The 18623-nt window shown below is 38.6% G+C and carries 19 protein-coding genes; 13 read left to right on the top strand and 6 right to left on the bottom strand.

Annotated features, from left to right (window positions below):
• Nucleotides 1-157 precede the first annotated feature (157 nt).
• On the top strand, nt 158-1024 hold the full coding sequence (locus tag QE450_RS09360; protein WP_307298766.1) for an alpha/beta fold hydrolase: 867 nt from the start codon (nt 158-160) through the stop codon (nt 1022-1024).
• Between the two features lie 49 nt (nt 1025-1073).
• Here QE450_RS09360 and QE450_RS09355 read toward each other — a convergent pair whose 3' ends face one another.
• Entirely contained in the window at nt 1074-1814 is a 741-nt protein-coding gene (locus tag QE450_RS09355; RefSeq protein WP_307298763.1) for an SDR family NAD(P)-dependent oxidoreductase, read from the bottom strand.
• A 170-nt stretch (nt 1815-1984) separates the two neighbouring features.
• Here QE450_RS09355 and QE450_RS09350 point away from each other — a divergent pair, with 170 nt between their 5' ends.
• Both QE450_RS09350 and QE450_RS09345 read left to right on the top strand, forming a co-directional pair.
• Nucleotides 1985-2851 carry a LysR family transcriptional regulator gene (locus QE450_RS09350; protein WP_307298762.1) on the top strand — a complete coding sequence of 289 codons (867 nt, stop codon included), beginning with the start codon at nt 1985-1987 and terminating at the stop codon, nt 2849-2851.
• A 142-nt stretch (nt 2852-2993) separates the two neighbouring features.
• Nucleotides 2994-4004 (top strand): cation diffusion facilitator family transporter, encoded by a 1011-nt coding sequence (locus tag QE450_RS09345; RefSeq protein WP_274172770.1) that lies wholly within the window; start codon nt 2994-2996, stop codon nt 4002-4004.
• 145 nt (nt 4005-4149) lie between these two features.
• Here the strand turns inward: QE450_RS09345 and QE450_RS09340 are convergent, their stop codons facing one another.
• Nucleotides 4150-4461, bottom strand: coding sequence for an ArsR/SmtB family transcription factor (locus QE450_RS09340; RefSeq protein ID WP_273616311.1), 312 nt, complete (start codon nt 4459-4461; stop codon nt 4150-4152).
• A 297-nt stretch (nt 4462-4758) separates the two neighbouring features.
• Here QE450_RS09340 and QE450_RS09335 point away from each other — a divergent pair, with 297 nt between their 5' ends.
• The 3 genes from QE450_RS09335 (at nt 4759) to QE450_RS09325 (ending at nt 8153) form a co-directional block, all read left to right on the top strand.
• Nucleotides 4759-5148 (top strand): ArsR/SmtB family transcription factor, encoded by a 390-nt coding sequence (locus QE450_RS09335; protein WP_373461966.1) that lies wholly within the window; start codon nt 4759-4761, stop codon nt 5146-5148.
• Nucleotides 5138-7369, top strand: coding sequence for a heavy metal translocating P-type ATPase (locus tag QE450_RS09330; RefSeq protein ID WP_307298759.1), 2232 nt, complete (start codon nt 5138-5140; stop codon nt 7367-7369). Before QE450_RS09335 ends, QE450_RS09330 begins: the two co-directional genes overlap by 11 nt.
• Nucleotides 7370-7682: 313 nt before the next feature.
• Nucleotides 7683-8153 (top strand): C40 family peptidase, encoded by a 471-nt coding sequence (locus QE450_RS09325; protein ID WP_273612548.1) that lies wholly within the window; start codon nt 7683-7685, stop codon nt 8151-8153.
• A gap of 116 nt (nt 8154-8269) precedes the next feature.
• On the opposite strand, the gene QE450_RS09320 is transcribed toward QE450_RS09325, so the two are convergent.
• On the bottom strand, nt 8270-8761 hold the full coding sequence (locus tag QE450_RS09320; RefSeq protein ID WP_273612547.1) for a DinB family protein: 492 nt from the start codon (nt 8759-8761) through the stop codon (nt 8270-8272).
• Nucleotides 8762-8918: 157 nt separating this feature from the next.
• Here QE450_RS09320 and QE450_RS09315 point away from each other — a divergent pair, with 157 nt between their 5' ends.
• Nucleotides 8919-9476 carry a CGNR zinc finger domain-containing protein gene (locus QE450_RS09315; protein WP_307298754.1) on the top strand — a complete coding sequence of 186 codons (558 nt, stop codon included), beginning with the start codon at nt 8919-8921 and terminating at the stop codon, nt 9474-9476.
• Between the two features lie 111 nt (nt 9477-9587).
• Nucleotides 9588-10523, top strand: a complete 936-nt coding sequence (locus QE450_RS09310; RefSeq protein ID WP_307298752.1) for a class I SAM-dependent methyltransferase — start codon at nt 9588-9590, stop codon at nt 10521-10523.
• Between the two features lie 62 nt (nt 10524-10585).
• Here QE450_RS09310 and QE450_RS09305 read toward each other — a convergent pair whose 3' ends face one another.
• Nucleotides 10586-11473, bottom strand: coding sequence for a LysR family transcriptional regulator (locus tag QE450_RS09305; RefSeq protein ID WP_274172774.1), 888 nt, complete (start codon nt 11471-11473; stop codon nt 10586-10588).
• 293 nt (nt 11474-11766) lie between these two features.
• On the opposite strand from QE450_RS09305, the gene QE450_RS09300 reads away from it, so the two are divergent.
• From QE450_RS09300 to QE450_RS09290, 3 genes are all read left to right on the top strand, one after another.
• Complete coding sequence (locus QE450_RS09300; RefSeq protein WP_307298751.1) at nt 11767-13215, top strand: HlyD family secretion protein; 1449 nt, start codon at nt 11767-11769, stop codon at nt 13213-13215.
• A 1-nt stretch (nt 13216) separates the two neighbouring features.
• Complete coding sequence (locus QE450_RS09295; RefSeq protein WP_307298749.1) at nt 13217-14428, top strand: ABC transporter permease; 1212 nt, start codon at nt 13217-13219, stop codon at nt 14426-14428.
• 599 nt (nt 14429-15027) lie between these two features.
• Nucleotides 15028-15255, top strand: a complete 228-nt coding sequence (locus tag QE450_RS09290) for a DUF896 domain-containing protein (protein WP_273612541.1) — start codon at nt 15028-15030, stop codon at nt 15253-15255.
• 97 nt (nt 15256-15352) lie between these two features.
• Here QE450_RS09290 and QE450_RS09285 read toward each other — a convergent pair whose 3' ends face one another.
• Nucleotides 15353-16249, bottom strand: a complete 897-nt coding sequence (locus QE450_RS09285; protein ID WP_307298747.1) for a hypothetical protein — start codon at nt 16247-16249, stop codon at nt 15353-15355.
• Nucleotides 16250-16412: 163 nt separating this feature from the next.
• Nucleotides 16413-17231 carry an SDR family NAD(P)-dependent oxidoreductase gene (locus QE450_RS09280; RefSeq protein ID WP_273612539.1) on the bottom strand — a complete coding sequence of 273 codons (819 nt, stop codon included), beginning with the start codon at nt 17229-17231 and terminating at the stop codon, nt 16413-16415.
• A 221-nt stretch (nt 17232-17452) separates the two neighbouring features.
• On the opposite strand from QE450_RS09280, the gene QE450_RS09275 reads away from it, so the two are divergent.
• Nucleotides 17453-17725, top strand: a complete 273-nt coding sequence (locus tag QE450_RS09275; protein ID WP_274172779.1) for a hypothetical protein — start codon at nt 17453-17455, stop codon at nt 17723-17725.
• A 12-nt stretch (nt 17726-17737) separates the two neighbouring features.
• Nucleotides 17738-18547, top strand: a complete 810-nt coding sequence (locus QE450_RS09270) for a prolipoprotein diacylglyceryl transferase (protein WP_307298743.1) — start codon at nt 17738-17740, stop codon at nt 18545-18547.
• Nucleotides 18548-18623 lie beyond the last annotated feature (76 nt).

Genomic DNA, 18623 nt, shown 5'->3' with positions numbered 1-18623 from the left:
AGCAAAAAGGCTGTCTACTGATCTATTCGGTAAACAGTCTTTTTGCTATGTATTGTAGAATGTGTCTCATTATTGGGTAATGCTTAAAGAGATATGTTGAAAAAGATATATTAGCAAACATCACAGTAATATATACCGCTAAGGAGGCAAATTAGATATGGCTCATCAAGTAGAAAATGTTATCGAACATCGATTTGCTGAAGTGAATGGAGTGAAATTGCATTATGTGATCGGTGGAGAAGGTCCTACGGTTATGTTATTGCACGGATTCCCGGATTTCTGGTATACATGGAAAGAACAGATTCCAATGTTAATAGAAGCGGGTTATCGTGTGGTGGCTCCTGATCTGCGTGGATACAATCTTTCTTCCAAGCCAGAAGGTGTCGATCATTACAGTATCGATACATTATGTGCAGATGTCAATGGATTAATTGAGCATTTAGGCGAAGAGCAAGTGTTTCTGACAGGGCATGATTGGGGTGGCAATATCTCGTGGTATTTTACAATGATGTATCCGCATCGTGTGCGCCGTTTGGCGATACTCAATATGCTCCATCCTGAGCGTTTGCAGACAGGATTGCGTACATTACCGCAACTGCGTAGAAGCTGGTATATGTTCTTTTTCCAGATTCCCAAGTTGCCTGAGAAAGCTCTAGCACGAGATAACAATCATATGTTACGAACTATTTTCAAAAAAGAACCGAAAGAGCCTTTTTCCGATCAAGAAGTGCAAGTGTATCTCAAAGCTTTTGAGCAAAAAGAAACGCTTAGTGCGGCTATTAATTATTACCGGGCTATGTTCCGCCGTTCAGCAGAAACCAAAAAAGCACAGATGCGGAAAATTGAGCAACCTGTACTTATTTTATTTGGCGATCTTGATCCACATTTATCTAAAGACCTTGCTGATCCACTACCGGAATGGGTACCAAATACCGAGATTCATCATTATGACGATGCAACACACTGGATACAGCATGATAAGCCAGCAGAAGTAGGCAATCGATTGATACAATTTTTTAGATAACGTTTTGCAAATCATACTTAAATAAAAAGAAATCTTTTATATAGACAACTTATAACGTTTGCCCATTATCGACAGTCACTAGCTGACCGGTCATTGATTCTTGTTGTAAAATAGCACAGATTAATGAAGCAATATCAGCAGGAGTCGATATTCGTTCTAACAATAACTGTGTTGTCAAACGTTTCATTTTGTCTTCATTTCCAATCCACCAACGTGTATCTACTGCACCTGGAATAATGCAATTAACGCGTATATGTGGAGAAAGTGCTCTTGCTAACGATTTGGTTAACGTATGAACAGCACCTTTGGAGACAGCATAAGGAAGCGAAGAACCGTAGCCTGTACTGCCTGCAATACTACCTAGATTGATAATAGATCCTTGCTGTGCCTTTTTCATCCATGGGGCTACCGCTTGAGCACAATAAAACATTCCTTTGACATTAATATTGTATAGCTCATCCCAGATATCATCAGTGATCTGTTCCAAATCAGCAAAAGGCAGTTGTCTGGTTATACTGGCGTTATTCACCAAGCCATCGATTCTACCATACGTATGGATAACTTCTGTAATCATATCTTGTACTTGATGTTGCCTAGATACATCAGCTTGAATCGTGATAGCTTGTCCACCATTTTGTGTAATTTGTAGAGCAGTTTCTTCTGCTTGTAGTTGTGAACGGGAGTAATTGATAACTACTTTTGCTCCTTGTTCAGCAAGTTGTAAGCATGTTGCCTGTCCTATTCCTGTACCCCCGCCTGTAACGATAACGACTTTGTCAATCCAGTCCATGTTTAGCGCTCCTTTAGCTTTATACTCGTTTGTTATTTCTTTGTATAGTGTAAAAGAAGATAAAAGGTCTGTATAATAGTTAGAAATGATACTGGGTATTAAAAATAATGATATCCAAATGAACTGTGTTATACATATAAGAAAAATAGTAAAGAAAGGTGGCAATGGGTTTGGAAAGTAGTGATTTGCGTATTTTTCGGATTGTAGCTCAAGAGCAGTCTATTTCCAAAGCAGCACTGAAAATGGGATATGTACAGTCGAATGTTACATTACGTATTCAGAAGTTGGAAAAAGAACTGGGTCAATCTCTATTCGATCGTAGTAATAAAGGCATAACAATTACAGAAGCAGGGCAACAATTGTGGAGCTATGCTGATCAGATTGTAGATTTATTAGATGAAGCTACTCGCGTTTTGAAAGTAAAGTTGCCGTCATATCAATTACAATTAGGAGCGACACCGACTGTGGCGGCTTCCAGATTACCGCAGTGGTTACTTGCTTATTATGAAGAAAATAGGGATGTAGACGTATCTATTCAAACGCATGGACAGATTGAACTAATGAATCAAGTTGTTAATCATAAGTTGGATGGAGCTTTTATTAGCAGTCAATACCATCATCAAGATATTCAATCGGTCTTTGAATACAATGAACAATTAGTTATTGTATCTGCTGATCATATTCATACCGAATCAGAATTACTCCAACAACGGTTAATCGTTAATACATTTCCTGATTGTCCGTATCGAAAATGTTTAGAAGAGTGGTATCACACTAAGAGTAAAAGTCATTCCCTTCAACAACTACCTCGTGTAATAGAAGTAGATACAGTAGAAGCTATTATTCGTGGAGTCACTGACGGACTAGGTATATCCTTATTGCCAGAGCGGATCGTTCGTTCTTATCCACAACTTCATAGTCATACGTTACCAATACCGTTGCAACAAGCGCGTATTCAATTTGTGGTTTCGAAGCAGACCCCACTTTCTATAACGTTATCTGCATTTATCAATCTGCTAATCCATAGTGAACATTAATTGATGATTTAGTGAAATAATGTCCTATTCACTTTGCAGAACTTGCAGATTAGATGTAGGTAAACTATAATATATGAATAAGTGCTCATATGTTATTTTAATCAATATAATATCTATTAATAAAGAATAGAGGTGCAGGTCAATGAGTAGTAAAAGTCATACCCATGAAGAACATACTGCATGCGACCACGATCATGAAGATCATCAACATTCTAAAGGGAAAAAGCATAGTCATTCGCACAGTCATGGACATTCCCATGGACACGGACATTCACACTCCCATGGACATGGTGCTAACAAAAATGCGTTGAAATTATCGTTCTTTCTGATTGCAAGTTATATGATCGTCGAAGTTATCGGTGGACTTATGACTAACAGTCTTGCTTTGTTATCGGATGCAGGGCATATGCTTAGTGATGCAGCGGCTCTTGGACTGAGTTATCTAGCGATGACATGGGGTCAGAAACAAGCGAGTAAATCCAAAACGTTCGGTTACAAACGATTCGAAGTGTTAGCTGCTTTTATTAACGGTCTAGCTTTGTCAGTGATTTCTATTTATATTTTCTGGGAAGCTTTTCAACGGTTTGCGAATCCTCCAGGGGTTATGAGTGGGGGGATGTTAACGATTGCTGTTATTGGATTGCTGGTTAATATCGCAGCGGCATTTATATTAATGAAAGGCGATACTTCGGAAAACTTGAATGTACGCAGTGCTTTTCTACATGTGTTAGGAGATCTACTGGGGTCAGTCGGGGCGATTGTTGCCGCTTTGTTAATTATGTTCTTTGGTTGGAATCTAGCTGATCCGATTGCAAGTGTAATTGTAGCAGTATTGGTAGTGCTTAGTGCGTATCGTGTGACCCGCGATTCGATCCATATTCTAATGGAAGGTACACCTGTTACTATCAACACCGATGAGTTAGAACAGTCTTTGCTTCGTATAGACCATGTTGTAGAAGTACATGATCTGCATGTATGGGCGTTATCTTCAGATATTATATTGTTGAGCTGTCATATCGTTACTGAAGATCAGGCTTATCATAGTGTCGTTATGCAGCAAGCACAGAAATTAATTAAAGAAGATTATGAAATTAAGCATATTACTATCCAGATGGATACACCAGGTATTCAGTGTAATATTGCGCATCAATAGCCGATGAACATCAAAAAGGGATCTACACTGTCATGGTGTAGATCCCTTTTTTGTATAGTGATAATCGTAAGCTATAAAGTAAGCCGAAATATCAAAACTTCTATTTCAGTCGCTTACATTAGCTTGTGTATACATCAAATTGCTTTTATTTATGGGTTAAATGTTCATGGGTCTGTAGAAAGATTTCTTCTACATGATAATCATCTAATGAATAAAAAACCGTTTTACCAACTTTGCGTCGCTTCACAATACGCATATTACGTAAATAACGCAATTGATGCGAAATAGCAGACTGAGTCATATCTAATACACTGCACAGATCATGAACACATAACTCTTTTTGCGACAGAGCATAGATTAATCTAATGCGTGTTGGATCTCCTAATGCTTTGAACAATTCAGCCATATCGACAGCAGTTGTACCGTCAATAAGCTCATCTTTTATTTGTGCAAGCATCTGTTGTGAAGCTTCACTGCTATGGTTACACTCGTCTATAATAGCATCCGACTCCAATATGCTCACCTTCCTAACACGAAGTAATAAAGTTGTATAGAATCTTTTTCGTACATCTAGTATACCAAAGATCGTTGAGATTACGAATAGCATAATATTTATAATAAATAGCAGAGTAAGAAGATGGGTGAAAAATAGAACGTATCACAAAAAATAACCTTCTATTATCAAACGTATTAGTCTATACTAATATATAACGTATCAGTGTAGACTAATATGATAATGAAAGGATGTACAATAATGGAAACTAAAATGGAAAATAACAATTGTATCGAAACCAAAACATCGCTAGATACTCGCACTAAATTTATACGTGGATTTTCAGATAAAACACGTCTGCAAATACTAGATTGCTTATTGGAAGAAGAAAAAACAGTAAGCCAAATTGTAAATGCTATTCAGGGAAATCAATCAAATATTTCTCAACATTTATCTTGCCTTAAAGGATGCGGCATTATTACAGGGCGACAAGAAGGAAAATACGTCTATTATCAGCTAGCAAATCAAAAAATCAAATTATTATTGGCTATGTTCGACGAAGCCTTAGAAGAAGTTGAATCTAAAGTAGCTTGCTGTGAACAAAATGAAACATTGCTTCCTACACAGGGCGGTGTAGAGCATGGAGCATAAAGAAGAAACCAAGTCATGTTGTTCTACAGCGTCTACGTGTTCAAGCAAGATCAGTGCTACAGATCAAGAGCGTGCTAATGATACTGTGTCTCTCAGTGCATCTCCTCCTTCTTTTCTAACGGTAAATGGAATACCGTCTACTGAATATGCTATTCAAGGTATGGATTGTCCTTCTTGTGCAATGACGATTGAGAAAAGCCTTAAAAAATTAAAAGGCGTGCAATCGGTTCAAGTTCATTTCTCTACAGGCAAAATGAATATTGCGGCGACTACTGAACCTGATCGAATCATGCGTGAAGTGAAGCGAGTAGGCTTTGGTATAGCTCCTACAGCAGAAGACCAGATATCGAATCAGCCTACATTTTGGCAAAGTTGGCTACCTACATTATTATCTGGAGGATTGCTAATTATTGCTTTTATCTGTACATGGTTATCGGTTTTACCGATGATCGCAACGATATTATATGGTGCTGTTCTTGTGATCGGTGGATACAAACCGGTTAAAAGTGCTTTTTTTGCAATCAAAAGTGGATCGCTTGATATGAACGTATTAATGTCGGTAGCCGCGCTAGGTGCTGTATGTATTGGACAGTGGGGCGAAGGGGCAACAGTGGTCTTTTTGTTTGCACTAGGAAACACGTTGCAGCAGAGGTCATTAGAACGTACCCGTCATTCTGTCAAAGGATTACTAAATCTGGTTCCTGCCTCTGTATGGATCATGCAAGGGGAGAAGATGATCCAACGTTCTGTAGACGATATAGCGATCGGTGAGACCATTATCGTCAAAGCAGGCGACAAAATTCCTTTAGACGGAATTGTTACTACAGGAGAGTCGCATGTAAATCAAGCACCGATTACAGGAGAATCACAGCCGGTAATCATGCAAAATGGAGATATTGTATATGCAGGTACATTAAATGAAGAAGGATTGTTAACGATTCAGGTGACCACTACGGTCAAAGATACTGTAGTAGCGCGTATGATTCATATGGTTGAAGAAGCACAAGCTAACAAATCTCCACTACAAGCACTGGTAGATCGATTTGCCAATAGATATACACCGATCGTTTTTGGATTAGCGATTATTGTGTCGGTTGTGCCACCTTTAGTATGGAATGCCAGTTGGTCAGAATGGTTTTATCGCGGATTGGAATTGTTAGTGATTGCATGTCCTTGTGCATTAGTGATCTCAACCCCGGTTGCGATTGTATCGGCGATAGGAGTTGCAGCCAAGCAGGGAGTGTTAATCAAAGGTGGCTCTGCGTTGGAAGCGATAGCAGGCTTGCAGATGATAGCCCTGGACAAAACAGGCACATTAACAGAAGGCAGACCTCATGTAGTGAACACGTATCCTCCTGTAGCCGTTACAGAAGCAGAATTATGGAGTATTGCCAGTTCGATCGAACAGCAATCGTCTCATCCTATTGCTCTGGCGATTACATCGTATGCAGAACAACATCATATTCCGCAATTACCTGTAACTTCTGTACAGACTATCGCAGGAAAAGGTGTACAAGCTTGTATAGATCATCAGACGTATTATGTAGGACATTACGGATGGTTAGAAGAGATAGGCGCCCCGGTACAATATATTACAGAGCACATGCAACAACTTCATGATAAAGGTGTATCTATTATGGTTGTTGGTTCTATCGAACGTATTCTAGGTATTATTACTGTTGCTGATCAAGTTCGCTCTACAGCGTCAGAGACATTGCAACAATTAAAATCAGCAGGAATCGAATCAACAGTAATGTTAACAGGAGATCATGAACATATTGCTTATCAAGTGGCTAGTGCAACAGGAGTAGATCAATATTTTGCTCATTTACTACCCGCCGATAAAATGAATCATATCAAAAGCTGGCAACAAACAGGTAAAAAAGTAGCGATGGTAGGCGATGGAATCAATGATGCGCCTGCACTCGCAACAGCTGATATCGGTATAGCGATGGGCGGAGCAGGAGCAGATACAGCGATTGAGACGGCGGATATCGTACTGATGGCAGATCATTTAGAAAAATTACCTTATGCAATCAATCTAAGTCGTCAGACATTACGTATTATCAAACAAAATATTTGGTTTTCGATAACGATCAAATGTATAGCTTTATTATTTATTTTTCCCGGTTGGCTCACATTATGGGTAGCTGTATTAAGTGATACAGGGGCAGCATTATTAGTGATTTTAAACAGTTTAAGAGTACTCAAAAGTAAGTAAAAAGAACAGGAGCCTTCGAAGTTAGATGAAGGCTTTTTGATTTTGAAACAGTTTTTTGTAAAATAATTGATGACAATAAATTTACTATTGTCATCTTTTTTATTGTAAGACTGTCACCTTAAAAACTGGCGAAAATCACGAAATATACACATTTTTAGCGAAAAACAAGCAAAAAAGTTTGTTATAAAGTTTGACAAGATACATCCTTATGCCTTAAAGTGGTCAATAGTTACAAAATATTAATATTTGCCGAGTTTCAAATTTGAATTCCAAATTGATTTACTCTATAGGCATCGAAGGGAGAATTTTTTTAGTGAAGAAAGTCGTATTATCGCTACTTGGCGCTGCAATCATTTTCTCAGCTCAGCCAACAAATACTTTTGCTAGCACATCTAATCTTGATCAAGCCGTTAGCGGTGTAATGGGAACACCTTACGTTTGGGGAGGTACAACAACCAACGGATTCGATTGTTCCGGTTTTACACGCTACGTTTTTAATAAATTCGACATAGAATTACCGCGCACAGCTAGTGTGCAAGCGAAAATGGGTACATACGTATCAAAAAGTAATTTAAGTGCTGGTGATCTTGTTTTCTTTAATACAAGTGGACGTGGAATATCTCATGTAGGCGTTATGGTAGATGGTAGAAATTTTGCACATGCTTCAACAAGTCATGGTGTAACGATCAGCAGTCTGTCTGAAGCTTATTTCCAAAATCGTTATGTAACGGCAAGACATGTTGTAAGTCAATGGGCATATCAAAGTATGATGGAAGAAAAATAAAAAAAGACCGCGATTATGATCGCAATCCTTTTGAACGTTATACGTATATTTATCACATAAGCTGTGAATATTCCAAATCCCTTGGTCATCATAAGGGATTTTTATTTTGTCTATGATTAGATTCTCCAGCTTCCTTGCAATCTGCGGATAAGTACAATTTGACCGGCATGATAAGCATCATGAGGAAGCCAACGCGCAATAGCTTGTCCCCACGTCTGATCGCCAGCAGGGCGAATCTCCTGTAATTTTATTTCATCCCATTTGGCAAGTTCTAACTCAATCGCTCTGGCAAGTCGTCTGATCTCTTGAAGAGCTTGTTGCCATTGTTCTTCATGGTCTGCACTATCATGGTACTCAAAAGTTTTATTGTTATTTTCGGCACGAGGGCCTGGATCAATATTTTGCATATGACATAATAATTCATGATTGTAATAATTCATATGATGTACCAATTGCCAGATACTATTGCCGCCACCAGGTGGAATCCATGCGGCTTGTTCACTTGTAAGACCTTCTAACGCTACAGATAAAGGAACAATCCAATCTTCGTGTTCCCAAATATCTTTTTTCTGCAAAAGAAGTAGATCTAACATGTTCGTATTCGTCATAAGATCCTCCTAATTGCCAGTAGATGTAACTGGCTAATGATATACTAAAGCGTTACAATACATATACCACAAAACAAAGCAATGTAACCATCTTTTTGTGATAAAGGTCGTTACTGATTATCGAACATCAAGAAAAAGGCAAAAGGAGTACAGGTCAATGGATACTTTATGGACAGATTTTATCAACAGCGATTGGCATGATTTTCGAGAAAGTGGTAAGCATGAAGATAGATTGGTACTGACTTCATGGCAACAACGTTTTGTAGAGGATTGGAAATTAACAGCATCTGTTCCGGCATCCACAAGCGAGTTACAGTCATTACACTCACTGCGAAAATTACTGCATGATTATGCAATAGCGCTTGCCAACGGTTCGTCAGCAGATCAGATCAACTGGGATCAATTGAATAAGATTATGGCACAAGTTCCTGTGATTAGACAGTGGAATAATAGTGATGGAAGCAGACAGTTAGCCTATGTACCGTTAACTGGGGATTGGAATAGCGTGATGGCTGATATTGTATCGGATTTCGTGCATACTGTGCTAGATCAAGATATTCATCGTATTCGTATCTGTGATAATCCAGACTGTCGCTGGGTCTTTTATGATGATACACGTAGTCGTACCAAGCGTTATTGTGAAGATAAAACATGTGGGAATTTAATGAAAGTTAGACGATTCCGCGCCAAAAAAGGCTCTCAAGCACCCAAATAAAGTCATATTTTTACATTCAAATCATTATAATCATTGACAAAAGCATCTATTACATACATTATAGATATTATATATCTGTAATAGACTTTGAATAATGAAAGAGGGATATCAATGACAAACGATATATCAAATGATTTATTTCATCCGTTAGTATGGGAGCAAGCATGGGCGAATGATTCGTTTACAGCGGTGAAACAAATGAAAGCAGCAGGCATAGACCCTGCTCATTCCTTTGATACCAAAGCAGTCTCATTTAACAAAGACGTATTCTCAGCAGAAGGTCAACAAAGAACTACACGAATCCTAAATTGGATTCAAGGACAAGGCGTTCCATTTGAAAATGCTTCTATTCTTGATATTGGAGCAGCATCTGGTGGATTTTCGATTCCGTTTGCTCAGCGAGGTGGAATTGTTACATCGGTTGAACCTTGTGTTCCTTTACAACAATTGTTACAAGAAAATGCAGATCGTATGGCTTCAGGTAAAGTCACGATTGTGCCAGAAGAATTTCAAGATATTGATGTTGCAGCTAAAGGGTGGAATCAAGCTTTTGATCTAGTATTTGTCTCGATGTGTCCGGTCATCTATGATTGGCCAAGTGTAGAGAAAGTACTACAATGTGCTAGTCAATTCTGTTATATTAGTTCAACTGCCGGGCCAAGAGAAAACAGTCTGGTGAATGAAGTGTTACCGCTGGTCAGTGAAGATAACCAACCGATACAACATCATGGCTCAGATATGGGGTATTTACTTCATTTGTTATATCTAAAAGGGTATGCATACGAGTCAATTGTTACGCATGAAATGAAAACAGTTGAAATGTCCAAGCACGATGCGTTACAACATGTGATGATGATACTTCATTTACATCAGGTCAATATACGTGCAGATGCTAAGCAATTGATCTCCGATTATTTAGATCAACAATATCCTTCAGGTATCGTATCGATTCAAGAAGGCGGACGTTTTGGCAAAGTATTGATACGACTGCAAGATCGCAGCATGTATACGATGGAAGTCCCAGCAAATATATCTACTCAATCATAACTTTAAAAGAATGATCCTTCATTAATAAAGGGATCATTCTTTTTGTATTGCAGAGTATCTACTTAAAGGAGTAATAGATTTTTGACTCTTTTGACAAATAGCTGCTCTGCTTCAGACGCTGTATTATTACGCGAGGTGACAGACCATAGATAAGAAGGGTCTTCCGCTGATATTTCAAAAGGTATTGTGACAATCCCTCGATTTTGAGACATCGTATATCCGCGAAACGAATAATCGGTACCGATCGTTACTGCTATATCTTCTTTGACGGCTTTGAGAATAGCTTCTACGTTATTACTTTGAAATAAAATATCTGGCTTATCTAACGTATTAACAAAAGCGATAATATATGGATCGTTATATAGTACAAACGGATAGTCTTTCAAATCTTGCAAAGTAACTGAGGATTGGTTGGAGAGAGGACTGTGTACACTAACACCCAGCACCATATTATCTTTCATTAACGGCTCAAATATCAGATCTGATGTAGCCGGTAAATGATGTTCTTTTAAAAGAAAAAAGCCGATATCACTACGTTCATGCTCCACATCATCAATTACAGCATCTGTACTATTTTCTTTAATTTCTATACGGCTATTTGGAAATTCTTTTTTGAGTTCAGTGATTACATCTATTAATAAAGAGATCGGTCCGGGAATCGTAGAAATGCGTAATTTGGCATTATTCATTTCTCGATAACTTTGCGCTTCTGATTTGAGTTCTTCGATTTGCTTGAGAATTCGACTCGCTTTGGTAATGATGCTTTGTCCTTCAGGAGTCACAGTAGTTCCCGAGCGAGAACGTATAAATATTCGCATACCGATTTCTTGTTCAAATAAAGAGATCGCACGACTGACTCCGGTTACTGTAATATGACAATTTTCAGCGGCTTTGGTTAATGATCCGCATTTGGCTACTTCAATAATATATTCCATTTGCTCTATATTCATATGTAATCCTCTCTTTTTTCGGCTTCCATATTGTTGATGACTGTTAATAATAATAGTTGATAATCATTAGCTTAATTTTAAGTGAACTAAAAGATTATACAAGTCTACTTATGGTAGATATAGTGTACTACAAGTATATGTTATATTGAGACTACATAGCTATTCTTTTCGTTATTCGTTGGAATCTAGATCCCTATACAAGCGAATAATCCTAACCAACCTATGCGTACACAGGTTGGTTTATTTACGAGTTAACCTTAATTTACAACTACAATCTACAGGAGGAGTCTTACATGAAATTTAAAAAATACGCTATATACAGTGTGATTGTGATCGCAATCTTGCTTTGCTTTTATGCGGTGTTTACATGGGGAAAACAAGGTCATTTATTAAATGCAGAAGCATCGACTTCTACACCAACTGCTTATGTCGAATCAGATGTCATTAATGCTAGCTTCAAAGTAGCTGGTAGAGTGGATCAATTGTTAGTACAAGAAGGACAGCAAGTGAAAAAAGGGCAGATTATTGCTCGTCTTGAAAGTAAAGAATTGCAGAATAAAGTAGCGCAAGCTCAAGCTGCGGTTGAGACAGCCAATGCTAATGTGTCTCAAGCCCAAGCCGGTGTTGAACAAGCTCAAGCTGGAGTAACTCAGGCACAAGCAGGCAAAGTACAAGCGAGTGCAAGTGTGACCGAAGCCCAAGCCGCAGTGAATGCTGCACAGGTGAAAAAAAGTCAGGGCGAAATGACAGTTGATGTGACAGCGAATACCGCTTCTAGTAAATTACAAGAAGCTCAAGCTGCTGCCAAAGCCGCTAAAGCCAAATGGGAAGCGCTCAAAAGTGGAGCCAGACCTGAAGAGATTCAACAAGCGAAAGTGAATATGCAAATAACTAAAGAAGCACTGGCAACTGTGAATAAAAGTCTCAAACGTGTGCAGCAATTACATACCAACGGGTTAGCTACCGAAGCCGCACTCGATCAAGCCACTATTGAACAAAAACAAGCACAGGCGAAATATGATGCGGCAGTCCAACAACTCCAATTAGTACAAAAAGGAAGTCGTCCACAAGAAATTGCGGCGGCGCAAGCGCAATATGAACAAGCATTAGCAAGTATAAAAGAAGCGGAAGCCGGACAAGGGCAAGTGGCTTTGCAACAAGAAGGAGTCAAAGCGGCAACAGCAGGCATTGATCAAGCGCAAGGCGCTGTAGCTCAAGCTCAAGGTGCTGTTGCTCAAGCCCAAGGCGCTATCGAACAAGCAACAGCTACACTCACCCAAGCCAAATCCAAAGTCAAAGCAGCCCGTTCACAAGTGAGTCAGGCGAAAGCCGCTTTGCAAGAAGCCCAAACATATTTTAGCTATACCGTATTGCGTGCTTCTGTCGATGGAGTAATACAATCCAAGTCATTAAATGTTGGTGAAATGGCAAGTGCAGGCTTCCCGGTCTATGCACTGGAGACTACTAGCCAACGCTGGGCGAAATTTTACGTAACCGAAACCGATCTGAATGGACTGCGAGTAGGTGATCCTGTTCAAGTGACTTTACTTTCTGGAAATACAGTCGTTAAAGGAAAAGTAAGTGTCATTGATGCCGCGGCTGACTTTGCGATTCAAAAACCAAGTCAAACTTCTGGTGATACAGATATCCGTTCATTCGGAGTCAAAGTAGAATTGCTCAATCTGCCTGCTACAGTACCTACAGGTTCGACGGTTATTTTCCATGGTAAAGGAGTTCAGTAATATGGAACGGCTTACGATAGGAAAAGTATTCCGCGAAGAATTGGGATTGATGCTTAAAGACAAAAAGCTGATTATTATTTTATTAATTACACCGATTTTATATTCTGTATTATTTGGATTTTTATATTCACATGAACGGATTACAGAAATTCCGATCGTTGTCTATGATGGCGACAATTCGCAATTAAGCCGGCAAATTATTCAAGCATTCGATGCTACTGATACCTTTGCGGTTACCAAGCAAAGCTGGAATCAAGATGATATTGTCCAGCAAGTCGAAGAAGGGCAATTTAAAGTAGGATTGATTATACCTAATGACTTTTCAGCGTCACTCAAGCATGGTGAAAATGTTCCGATACTGACAGTGATTGATGGTAGTAATCTAATGTACTCCAACAGCGCTAGTCGAATTGCAAATCAGGTCATTAGTAGTGTGAGTGCAGGGGCATCAATGAAAGCATTGGAGCAAAAAGGAATGAATAGCGATCAAGCCAATTCTGTTTTTAGCACGATTCCTTTTCGTTCACGTGTATTATACAATCCGGTGTATAATTACAAATTATTTATGCCGATCGGTGTTATCTCTACAGCGCTTCAGCAATGTTTATTGTTAGGTATTGCTTTATCATGTACAAGAGATAAAGAGCTTGGCACATGGAGTCGGTTTTACCACTGGCGACATACCCCGTGGAGACTTGCGATTGCGAAGCTTACACCTTATTTTCTAGCCGGAATGGTCAATGTGATCACCGTATTCAGCATAGCGGCGTTTGCATTTCATATTCCATTCAAAGGACAGTTGTTGCCTTTTCTTCTCATTTCGATTGCTTTTAATCTAGCCTTATGTGGATTAGGATTTTTGTTCAGTCTGTTCTCACGTACCAAAGTCGATGCTACCCAGACATTGATGCTTATCGCTGTACCTTCCTTTATGTTATCTGGTTATACATGGCCGTTAGAAGCGATGCCTACGTTTTTGCAAATGGTTGCTAAAGCGTTACCGTTAACTTATTATCTGGACGCAGTACGAGCTATTACGCTAAAAGGTCAGGGCATGTCCGCTATTGTGCAAGATATATTGGCACTTAGCTTGATAGGATTGATCAGCTTATTGATTGCCCTTATTGCTTATCCATTAGCATTCAAAAAGTCTGAACAACAAGCAGGAGAAGTTATCCAAGTAGAGCAGACAACTGTAGAATCAAAATACTAATAGTATTTGCTCCATAAATATAGACATGGTAGAATAAGAAAAATTCAATATGACCAAACGCGAAGCACGCGCCATCCTTAACAGGGTAGCGCGTGTTTTTTTTTGTTTGGGAAATACAAAGGAGAATAATAATATGTTAGAACAGAGTGTAACCAGAGAGTATCCCAGGTTGGTAGTATGGAGAGTGATAGCTATCCAGGCTTTTGCCAATCTTATTGGATTTTATATGGTATATATGCCTATTATGTTGGGGTTTGTTATGGCTAGGAATCAATTATTTAGCGTTCTATAGTAATCAAAAACAGTTTAAAGTTTACAAAGATCATAAAAATCAGAAATACTTCAATACGATTGTATGTATAAGCGGTATCTTGATCAGCTTTTGTATGTGTTCTTATGTAATCCTTAATCACTTCTAAGCAAAAACTTGTATTAGCAACAAATATATAGTATATTATATTTATCTTAACATTAAGATAAAAGGTTATCGTTAATATCAAGAGAATCAGATACTTCCAATAGATATACAATTATACAATTTCGCTAATCACATGTGTTTGTGTATAATAGGAACAAGGAAGTGAAAGGAGAGAGTACAAATGATAGTAAGTTTGAATCGTATTAATGAATTGGCTAAAAAACAGCGTGAAGAAGGTCTGACTGCTGAAGAGAAAGCGGAACAGCAAGTCTTGCGTAAAGAATATTTAAGCGAAATCCGTGGACAGGTACTGAGTACTTTCTCAGGTTTGACTGTTGTGGATGAATTAGGAAATGATGTTACACCCGATAAAATTCGCATGGAAAAAGAACAAGGTAAACATCAATAAGATATGATTGGCTTTATTTATAATAAATATTCTACTGGTTAACAAAAGAACCTGCCTACTTTAGAGAGTGGCAGGTTTTTTTCTGTATTTATTCTTTTTATAAATAAGCTCCGAATAATAGACGTGCTTGATCCCAATTGACTCCTAATTTGCCTTCCCAAGCTGCCCAGGGCATCTCCATATCGGAACGACCTTTGGTATTGTTGAGATTCACCTCAGGATCTACCATATCTTCAAATGAAGTCCATGTTAACGGGTCAAGTGATATCTGTGAATTAGGTAGAATCCCTGCGATTGCTAACGTTTGTAAAATATCTCGCCTTGTGCCTGCATTTCCTTTGATTAATTTGGTAGCAGTAAGACGCTTTTCATATGAACTAGGAGTCTCATCTTCATGGGCTTGATCCAAATGATGGAGTAGATTGCGAAAAACATTGATATCTTCTTCTGTAGGCGAGACAGCAGGTAAGGTGAGCCTTTCTTGTAGATCGGTATAAACACCGATTACGGAATGGTACAGTCTACCTTGATACAACGAGTTCCGTATAGAAGCAATATTACTCCAATGTCCATCATGCGGTGTTGCATTGGAAGTTGAAAATCCACACACTCCACATGCTATCAGGCGACGTGCTGGTTGATAATCATGCTCAGGTACGGTTTGTGCAAAAAGTGTACTATGTAAAGTGGTCATTCCACGAGGGTAACTGCCACCTACAGCCGCTATAAATTCAGCGCTAGCACGTTCTAGCGATAACTGTTCATCTTGTCCCCAGACTCTAATAGATTCAATAAGCGTATTATGATCGATCGATATAATCTCGTTAATTTTCCAGTGATCTTGTTGCAATCGTTCACGTTCATCTGGTGTTAATGCTTCTTCACGATAAATAATGACCTGACGTGTAGCATCATAATCACTGTTTTGATAATGATATAACTTTTTCAATATTGTTAGTTTTTGTTTGTACAATTTGTTGTTATTCGTAGTCATTGTATAATCCTTTCTACTTCAAATGAGCTGTATATTACATTTACTATAGCTATTTTATAGAGTCACTTCAATATAAAAAGACGATCTTCTATACACAGAAGATCGTCTTTTTTGAATAACATAAGTACTGGTATTACACTTTATAGAAAACAGTAAGTATCGATTACACTTGATCTTTGGATTGGTATGGTTGGTCTTTTTGCTTGATCGAAGCATAGACAATAACACCAAGACCTGCAACAGCAAGAGAAGATAAAATAGGGTGTTTGCTTTCTTTTACATACACAGGAATATCTTCTTTAGGATTTTGAGCGGCATAGATAATATTTTCAGCAACAGAACCTGCTGGATAGACCATAACTTTATGTTTTTTCATCGTTTCGTTATATGGAGTTACTGCTTTGCCCGGATGAAGAAGCGTAATAGATACAGGAACTTTATCTTTAGCAACCTCTGCTCTTAGATTATCTGTCCATTCTTTTACAGAAAAATTAGAAGCGGAAGAAGGAACAGGAATCACTGTACCACGATCACTCCAGACAGCACTCATATTGATCAATGCGCCAGGAACGCCACGTTCTTTGAAATGATTGATAGCAATCTTCGAACTATAAATAATTCCGCGATAATTCATATTGAACATACGCTTGATATCGTCTTGAGTTGCTTCTGTAGAATCGCCAAGTAAAGAGACATCAGAGCTGTTCACCCAAGTATCAAACCGTCCAAATGTACGAATAGCGGCATCGGCAATCTTGTGAACATCTTCTTCTCTTCCAATATCTGCGGGAACCCATGTTGCTGGATATCCTTTAGCACGAAGTTCTGTAGCTAATTGGAGGAGCGCATCTTCATTTTTAGAAGTAAGTAGAACTTTTGCGCCTTTAGCTGCTGCCATTTTAGCTGTAGCAATACCAACTTTACTTGAAGCACCTGTAATAACGATAACTTGATCTTTTAATTTTTTAAGTGAAATAGACATAACGATGGTTCCTCCTTGAAATAGTCTCATTACCATTTTACCCTATCAACCGTATCGGCAATCATTTTGTTAGGAATGAATCATTTATATAGAAGCTAAATACATACTAATACTACACCAAATCAATAAAAATTAGAAATTTAGCGAGTCTATAAGGTTTTTGATGGCTCAATTAAGTATCAACGCTTACAATAGAAATAAATGACAAGGGAGGTGCTCAAATGGAAGAATTTCATTGTATGAATCATCCAGATCGTGCAGCGGTTCATCAATGTACAAGGTGTGGAAAGCCATTATGTGATGAATGTTATAACCCTGAGATGCAGACCTGTCGTGCGTATTGCAATAAACCTGCTACCGCAAGCACTGTAGAACCTCAACAACCTCAACCTAAAAATACATTCTGGCAAATTGTTGTAGCTTTACTGGCGATTGTGGGAGCATTGGCTTTACTGTTAGCAGCGATCTGTGGAGCGATGATCTATTCTTACTAAAGGAGTGCTTGAATGGAGTTTCCTGTCTATTTTTATTTAGGGTCATGGCGTATTCATCCCCATGTGTTGTTTGAATCGTTAGGTTATTTTTTAGGATTTCGTCTCTATTTGTGGACACGTCGACCTAGTGAAATGTCCAAGCTGATGAGTCTGCAAATATTAGCAGGTACGATTCTCGGAGCGGCGTTAGGTGCTAAATTATTATTCTGGTTCGAAAATCCAGTAGCAACATGGGAACAATTACGTCAGTTTCACTTGTTGCGGGGTGGCAAAACGATTGTCGGAGGATTGTTAGGAGGGCTGATCGGTGTAGAATTGACCAAGCGCTGGATCGGTTGGAAAAGCTCTACAGGAGACGATTTTGTCTATCCGCTAATACTTGGTCTGGCGCTAGGGCGAATAGGATGCTTTTTGACCGGATTGGATGATCATACGTATGGGATAGCAACAACATGGATAACAGGTGTAAATTTTGGTGATGGAGTTATGCGTCATCCGACGCAATTATACGAGATTGCTTTTCTAATTATACTGGCAGTCTGCTTGATTCCGTTATATCGTCAAAGTCGTCTATTATCTGTATTATCGTCTGAAGGTCAGACATCCACATCGTACACTTCCTATGTATCCGGTCGAATGTTCCAGTGGTTTATGGCAAGTTATCTGTTATTTCGATTTGTAATTGAATATATCAAGCCTACTTTGCATCCTTACTGGGGACATAATAATATTCAGTTGGCTTGTGTGGCTGGATTAATTTATTATAGCTGGCTGATCTGGGGCAAACGTAGAAATAATTCTCAACAGGTAAAAGCAATATAGTGCAATATTTGATCAATATATTGAAAGCAAATTAATCATTATCCTTACACTTACATTCTACTAAGCTCTACATATT

The sequence above is a fragment of the Paenibacillus sp. SORGH_AS_0306 genome, from assembly GCF_030819345.1.
Lineage (GTDB): Bacteria > Bacillota > Bacilli > Paenibacillales > Paenibacillaceae > Saccharibacillus > Saccharibacillus kyungheensis.
The sequence above is the reverse complement of the archived record's forward strand: the minus strand, read 5'-3'. Positions and strand labels throughout refer to the sequence as shown.